Origin of the sequence: uncultured Ellagibacter sp. (genome assembly GCF_934617235.1) — a bacterium.
GTDB lineage: Bacteria > Actinomycetota > Coriobacteriia > Coriobacteriales > Eggerthellaceae > Ellagibacter.
In genome coordinates this window covers 40,163-46,326 of the sequence record NZ_CAKTTZ010000015.1, presented here as the reverse complement: position 1 = coordinate 46,326, position 6,164 = coordinate 40,163, and the positions used below count along the sequence as shown (strand labels likewise).

The following is a 6,164-nucleotide window of genomic DNA, read 5'->3' as shown; positions in this document are numbered from 1 at the left end:
CTCTTCTGCGGATTTTTCCCGAACGGGGCCGTTCATCGAATCACATACCCCAGGCCGCGGCGGGTGGTGATGAAATCGTCGGGCACACCTGCGGACTGCAGGCTGCGGCGCAGGCGATTCACGTTCACCGTAAGCGTGTTGTCGTCGACGAAGGCGTCGGTTTGCCACAGCTCGTCCATCAACTCACTGCGCGAGATAATGGAGCTGGCGTTTTCCATAAGGACGCGCAGAATCAGAAGCTCGTTGCGCGACAGTTCTACGCTCTTGCCGCGATATGCGACCTCTGCTCGCACAAGGTCGAGCGACACGCCGCCGCGCTCGATTTGTCTGCGTGCTGAATCGGCAGAGCCGCTGCGGGCAAGGGCGCGGTCGATGCGTGCGAGCAGCACAGCGGGGCGATACGGCTTGACCACGTAGTCATCTGCCCCGACGCTCATGCTCATGACCTCGTCGAACTCGCTGTCCGAAGAAGTCAGCACGATAATGGGGACGTTGCTTTCCTGGCGAATCGAGCGGCAAATCTCATGCCCGTACGCGCCGGGAAGCGAAAGGTCGAGCAGGATACAGTCGGGGGCGGCAGCCAAAGCTTCGCCCGCGGCGTTCTCAAACGACTCGCAGCAAAGGCATTCGTGGCCCTTGAGCTGCAGCATGCGCACAAGATTCTCCCTGAGAGCGACATCGTCTTCGACAATGAGCAAACGCGCCATCGAGCCCCTTCCGAGTCAAGTAGATAGGCCAATGATAGCGCAATGGGGGAAGCGGAAGGCGAGCGAACGCCCGGATAAGGAGGCAGCGGGCGTTCGCTCAGTGTGTTTCAGACCTTTTCAAGTATAAGACGTATGCCAATAAATGACAAGCGCAAATCTCTCGTTTTTTCGAAATCTCGGAAAGCGGGCACGCGCTATACTGTTGCGACTATGGAAGGTGTGCCCGCTGCGACTGCGGAAGGCACGTCGGCTGCGACTACGGAAGGCGTGCCAGTTTCGATTGCGGAATGCGCGTCCGCTCGGGCTGCGACCGATGCATCCACCTCAATCGCAGCCAGCGTGCCAGCGGGTTGCTCTTTGCTTGGAAAGGTGAATCGATGAGACTGATCTCGTGGAATGTGAACGGCCTTCGCGCTGTCATGAAAAAAGGCTTCGAGGACATAGTCGCCGAGTTCGATGCCGACGTGTTCGCCTTGCAGGAAACGAAGCTCCAGGCGGGGCAGGCGACGCTCGATCTCCCGCAGTACCTGGAGTTTTGGAGCTACGCCGAGCGAAAGGGCTACTCGGGGACGGCAGTCTTCACCAAGCGTGCGCCCCTGCAGGTGCTCCACGGGCTGGGCTCGGAATACCTCGACACCGAGGGCCGCATCGTCGCGCTTGAGTTTCCGGAATTCTGGTTCGTCGACGTCTATACGCCGAACGCGCAAAACGAGCTCGCCCGCATCGGGCATCGCATGGAATGGGACGATGCGTTCCGCGACTTCTGCAAAGGCCTTGAGGAGGGCGTGCTTCCCGGCGATGTCCCCGTCGAGCGCGCCGATGCCGACGGCCTGGTCGTGCTGGCGCCCGAGGCCCCGAAGGACACTCCGCGCCATCCGCTTGGGGCGGGACATATGCCCAAAGAAGTGCTTCCTTGCACGGAGGCGGGGGAGACATCCTCGCCGAAACCTGTCGTCATGTGCGGCGACTTCAACGTGGCCCACAACGAGATCGACTTGAAGAACCCAGGTCCGAACAGGGGTAATGCGGGCTTCTCCGACGAGGAGCGCGGCAAATTCTCCACTTTGCTCGCCGCGGGCTTCACCGACACCTTCCGCGCGCTCCATCCCGATACGACGGGCGCGTACTCGTGGTGGAGCTACCGTTTCAACGCGCGAAAGAACAACGCGGGGTGGCGCATCGATTACTTTTTGGTGAGCGATGGAATCGCCGACAAGGTGGAGGACGCGAGCATTTACAATGAAGTATTCGGAAGCGACCATTGCCCGGTGGGCATTGACATAGCACTGGAGGATTAGCGGCATATGGATACCCGTAAAATCGAAGAAGGCGTGCGCCTCATTCTCGAAGGCGTCGGCGAGGACCCCAATCGCGAAGGGCTGCGCGAAACCCCTGCTCGCGTGGCTCGTATGTACGAAGAGGTGTTCGCGGGCCTGGCGCAAGATCCGGCCGTTCACTTCGAGAAGACCTTTGACGAGCACTGCAACGAGATGGTTCTCGTGCGCGACATCTCCTTCTATTCCATGTGCGAGCATCATCTCGTGCCCTTCTTCGGCAAGGCGCACATCGGCTATATCCCCGCCGAGGACGGCCGCGTGTGCGGGCTTTCGAAGCTCGCGCGCCTCGTCGAGGTGTTCGCGAAACGCCCTCAGGTGCAGGAACGCCTGACTGGGCAGATCGCCGACACCCTGGTCGAACAGCTTCGCCCGCAGGGCGTCATCGTGGTGCTCGAGGCTGAACACATGTGCATGAGCATGCGCGGCGTGAAGAAACCGGGCAGCCGCACGGTCACGAGTGCGGTGCGCGGCGTGTTCGCAGGCTCGACGCCGGCTTCGCGCGCTTCCCGCAGCGAGGCCATGTCGCTTATCTTGCGCGACGTTCGCTAGGCTTCCTCGGGTACATCCTCTTTGTGCGCAGTTGCGTGGCGCGCAACGCAAACACCAAGCGAATCAGGTAGTATGGGTGTCGCATGAAACGGACGAAAGGTGCAACTATGAAGTGCGTTATCTCTGTTCTGGGCAAGGACCGCAGCGGCATCGTCGCGGCGGTGGCGGTGGCGCTTGCGGAATGCGGTGCGAACATCGACGACATCAGCCAGACGATCTTGAACGACATCTTCTCGATGACGATGCTCACCACGCTCGATACGGAAAAGGCCGACTTCGACACGGTGCAGGACAAGCTCAAGGCAGTAGGAGAAGACCTCGGCGTGCAGATCATCATCCAGCGCGAGGACGTCTTCCAGTACATGTACAAGATTTAGAAATCGACCTCTGAACTGGCGTTTTTGTCCAGACTTGACCTTAAATCGCCACTATATGGGAAAACGGCCCGTCGGGAAGTGTATTTCTCGGCGGGCTTTCTTTTTGCCCGATTCTATTCGTCATTCACTATAATAGAGCGTACGCGATAAACGTCGCAAGCTTGTGCTGCGGCACGTGAACAGGAGGAACTATGAGAGATCATTCCCAGCATATCCAGCTTTCCCGCGAGCAGGCGGTCTCGTCGATGCTCGAGGCCATGGACGCGGCGCCTACGGGTTTTGGCTGGGCGAATGTTTCCGCGGGCGAGGATTTGCATAGCAGCGAGGTTGCCCGCAAGTGCTGCGAGCAGGTGGCGCTCGCCGACTCGGTGGGGCGCGTGCTCGCCTATGACGTGGTCTCTCGTTGCGATATGCCCTCCGCGCTCACGTGCGCGATGGACTCGATTGCCCTGCACTGGTCCGACTTCGAGAACCTTGCGGAAGGCGAGTTGCCCGACACGAGTGCATGGGTCCGCGGGGTGGATTGGCAGTTCGCGAACACGGGCGTCGCGATGCCCGAAGGGTTCGACACCGCCATCGTCATCGAGCATGTGCAGGTGTCGGAAGACCAGCAGCATGTGACCATCGACGCTGCGCCATCGAAGGAGGGCGCGGGCACGCGTCCTGCGGGCTCGACCATGAAGCGCGGCGATGTCCTCGCGACTGCCGGCACGGTCGTCACCCCCGATGTCGCGGCGCGTATGGGCACGGGCGACAATGCCGTGGTTCCTGTGGTCCGCAAGCCCCGCGTGGCCTTCATTCCTACGGGCAACGAGCTCGTTCCCGCAGGTATTCCGCTCGATCCGACGCGCGTGGACCAGTTCGCGGCGCGCGGGCGCAACTTCGAGACGAACAGCATCCTCGTGCACGCGAAGGTGGAAGCATGGGGCGGACAGTTCGTTCCCTTCGACATCGTGTGCGACGAGCGCCCCGAAATCGAGGCAGCCATCAAGCGCGCATGCGAAGTTGCCGACATCGTCGTTCTGAACGCGGGCTCCTCGAAGGGCTCGGATGACTGGTCGTGCGAGGTCATGGAAGAGATGGGACGAATGATCTGCCACCAGACGAACCACGGCCCCGGGCACCACAGCTCCTATGCCGTCGTCGATGGGGTGCCCATCGTGGGCATCTCCGGTCCTTCGGGCGGCGCGTCGTTCACCCTCGACTTCTACCTGCGCCCGCTCATGCGCAAGTTCCTGGGGCTTGATCCCATCGTGCCGAAGACGGCGGCGCGCTTGACGGAAGCCTTCCCCGCGTCGAAGCACGGTTCGGGTGCGAAGAACGGCAAGCCTGCTGGTGAAGTTCGTCCGCGCGAACATCCCGACCATGCGCCGGGAGAGCCTGAATTCTTCGGCATCCGCCCCCTCCGCGTGGCGCCGAGCGCCGACGGCGTGCTCGAGGCGACGCCGATCGACGGTCGCCCTGGGTCGAAGACGGCATGGGGAGCGAACGCCTTCACCATGATGGGCATGGGCCCCGGCATTAAGCCCCCTGCGGCAGGCGACATCATCGAGGTCGAGTTTCTCTAGCGAAGCTCTTCGACAGTGGTTCTCCGCGTGGTGTTATACTCTTTTCCAGTGATCTACAGTTTGCAACGGCAACCCGGTGCCCGAAGGTGCGGGGAGAAAGGAGCGCGTTATGTCTATGAACAAAGTGCTCGCTGCGGTGGATGCAACTGACGGTGGTCGCAAGGCGTTGGAGCTTGCAATCAGCGTAACCGAGAACAACCCCGATGCTGTCATCGACTTGGTGTACGTGGTGCCCATCCCCTTGCTCGATGATTCGCAGATGTCGAGTTTCCGTTCCATCCTGGAAATGATGATGAACGACGGGAAGGCGCTGCTCGAGAGGCTGGTTGGCGAGCATGAGGATGCAGCCGATCGTTTGAACCCGATGCTCATCACGGGAACGAACCCCGCTACCGAGATTGTGAAGCTGATTGACCAGGGCGAATACGACCTCGTCGTCATCGGCAACCGCGGGCTTTCGGGCATGAAGGAATACATGGGCAGTGTCAGCCACAAGGTGCTGCACGGCTCATCGGTGCCGGTGCTTATCGCCAAGTAAGCGACATTAGAAACAAGGAGCGTTCTGTGAGCGAATCGAAAAGCGAGCAGGGCGGCATGAAAAAGGAGCGCGTGCGCAAAAACGCGCTCCTTTTGTTCAGCAAGCCGCCGATTCCGGGTTTGGTGAAAACCCGCCTGACCGTGCTGAAAGACGGTGTCTTCCAACCCGAAGTTGCTTCGGGGCTCTACCACTGCATGCTGTTCGACGTGGTGGAAATCTGCTGCGCGGCGATGGCCGATTTGGAGCGCGAAAGTGCCGAGCGGGCGCAGGCGGCCCTAGCCGCAGGCGAGGAAGTGGTTCGCGACGAGTACGAGATGATCATCTCGACGACGCCCGAAAAGAACGTCGAGGTGATGCGCAAGCTGTTCTCCGATGCGGGCGAATGGCCGCGCGAGCTGGTATTTCTTTGCGATGAGGGCGCCAGCTTCGACGAGCATTACAACCAGGCGTTCGAGAAAACGTGGGAACGCGGCGCCGATTGCATCCTTTCCATGGGTGCTGACATGCCCGCGCTTACCAAGGCCGACGTGCGCGCAGGGTTTGGCGCGCTCCACAAGCTCGACGGGGTTGCGGGCGGCGGCATCGTGCTTGCTCCTGACCAGGAGATGGGCGTGTCGGTGATCGGCTGGACGCGCGAGACCGACTTCGACCACTCGGGCGTGTTCTACAACCAAGAGGGCCTCACCGTGCTTCCTGCTTATATCGACAAGGCGCGCAAGCTGGGGCTTCCCGCGCTTTACCTGCCGCCCATTCCCGATGTGGACACGATGGCCGACCTCATGCACAACATCACGCTCGTCGAGGCGCTCAACTACTGCGCGCAATACGACGACGTCACGCCGCCGTGGCGCACGGCCCAGGCGCTCAAGGAAATGGGATGGGACGAAGTACGCGTCCCCCCCAACGACCTGCACGATCCGCGCGAGGAAATCGACAAGTAAGGGAATTGGGCGGGCGATTTGCCGTCGCGCATCCTGCCCCAAAGTCAGCGAGGGGAGTGCTTTGTCTCCCATTTCGCCCTTAAGCCAGCGAGCGAGGCTCTGGCGAGTGCAGCTGGCGTGAAAAGAGTTCAAAACGTACTTCGGTAC

7 protein-coding genes are annotated in these 6,164 nt (G+C 61.0%); 6 read left to right on the top strand and 1 reads right to left on the bottom strand.

Annotated features, from left to right (window positions below; genetic code table 11):
* Positions 1–32: 32 nt before the first annotated feature.
* Positions 33–707: a response regulator transcription factor gene (locus Q0G85_RS04545; protein ID WP_297155151.1), complete on the bottom strand. Its 675-nt coding sequence runs from the start codon at positions 705–707 to the stop codon at positions 33–35.
* 377 nt (positions 708–1,084) lie between these two features.
* Between Q0G85_RS04545 and Q0G85_RS04540 the strand changes: the two genes are divergently transcribed.
* The 6 genes from Q0G85_RS04540 to Q0G85_RS04515 all read left to right on the top strand — a co-directional run bounded on the left by Q0G85_RS04540 (position 1,085) and on the right by Q0G85_RS04515 (position 6,017).
* Positions 1,085–2,005 carry an exodeoxyribonuclease III gene (locus Q0G85_RS04540; protein ID WP_297155150.1) on the top strand — a complete coding sequence of 307 codons (921 nt, stop codon included), beginning with the start codon at positions 1,085–1,087 and terminating at the stop codon, positions 2,003–2,005.
* A gap of 6 nt (positions 2,006–2,011) precedes the next feature.
* Positions 2,012–2,593 carry a GTP cyclohydrolase I FolE gene (gene folE / locus Q0G85_RS04535; RefSeq protein ID WP_297155148.1) on the top strand — a complete coding sequence of 194 codons (582 nt, stop codon included), beginning with the start codon at positions 2,012–2,014 and terminating at the stop codon, positions 2,591–2,593.
* A 107-nt stretch (positions 2,594–2,700) separates the two neighbouring features.
* Positions 2,701–2,970 carry an ACT domain-containing protein gene (locus Q0G85_RS04530; protein WP_158050176.1) on the top strand — a complete coding sequence of 90 codons (270 nt, stop codon included), beginning with the start codon at positions 2,701–2,703 and terminating at the stop codon, positions 2,968–2,970.
* Between the two features lie 191 nt (positions 2,971–3,161).
* Positions 3,162–4,538: a molybdopterin-binding protein gene (locus tag Q0G85_RS04525; protein WP_297155146.1), complete on the top strand. Its 1,377-nt coding sequence runs from the start codon at positions 3,162–3,164 to the stop codon at positions 4,536–4,538.
* Between the two features lie 109 nt (positions 4,539–4,647).
* A complete protein-coding gene (locus Q0G85_RS04520) occupies positions 4,648–5,076 on the top strand; it encodes a universal stress protein (RefSeq protein ID WP_297155144.1) in 429 nt (142 codons plus the stop codon).
* 26 nt (positions 5,077–5,102) lie between these two features.
* Entirely contained in the window at positions 5,103–6,017 is a 915-nt protein-coding gene (locus tag Q0G85_RS04515; protein WP_297155140.1) for a DUF2064 domain-containing protein, read from the top strand.
* Positions 6,018–6,164 lie beyond the last annotated feature (147 nt).

What these genes read in the sequence shown, in the direction of transcription:
- Q0G85_RS04545 (WP_297155151.1), bottom strand. Translation starts at nt 707, where the DNA reads ATGGCGCGTTTGCTCATTGTCGAAGACGATGTCGCTCTCAGGGAGAAT.
- Q0G85_RS04540 (WP_297155150.1), top strand. Translation starts at nt 1,085, where the DNA reads ATGAGACTGATCTCGTGGAATGTGAACGGCCTTCGCGCTGTCATGAAA.
- folE (WP_297155148.1), top strand. Translation starts at nt 2,012, where the DNA reads ATGGATACCCGTAAAATCGAAGAAGGCGTGCGCCTCATTCTCGAAGGC.
- Q0G85_RS04530 (WP_158050176.1), top strand. Translation starts at nt 2,701, where the DNA reads ATGAAGTGCGTTATCTCTGTTCTGGGCAAGGACCGCAGCGGCATCGTC.
- Q0G85_RS04525 (WP_297155146.1), top strand. Translation starts at nt 3,162, where the DNA reads ATGAGAGATCATTCCCAGCATATCCAGCTTTCCCGCGAGCAGGCGGTC.
- Q0G85_RS04520 (WP_297155144.1), top strand. Translation starts at nt 4,648, where the DNA reads ATGTCTATGAACAAAGTGCTCGCTGCGGTGGATGCAACTGACGGTGGT.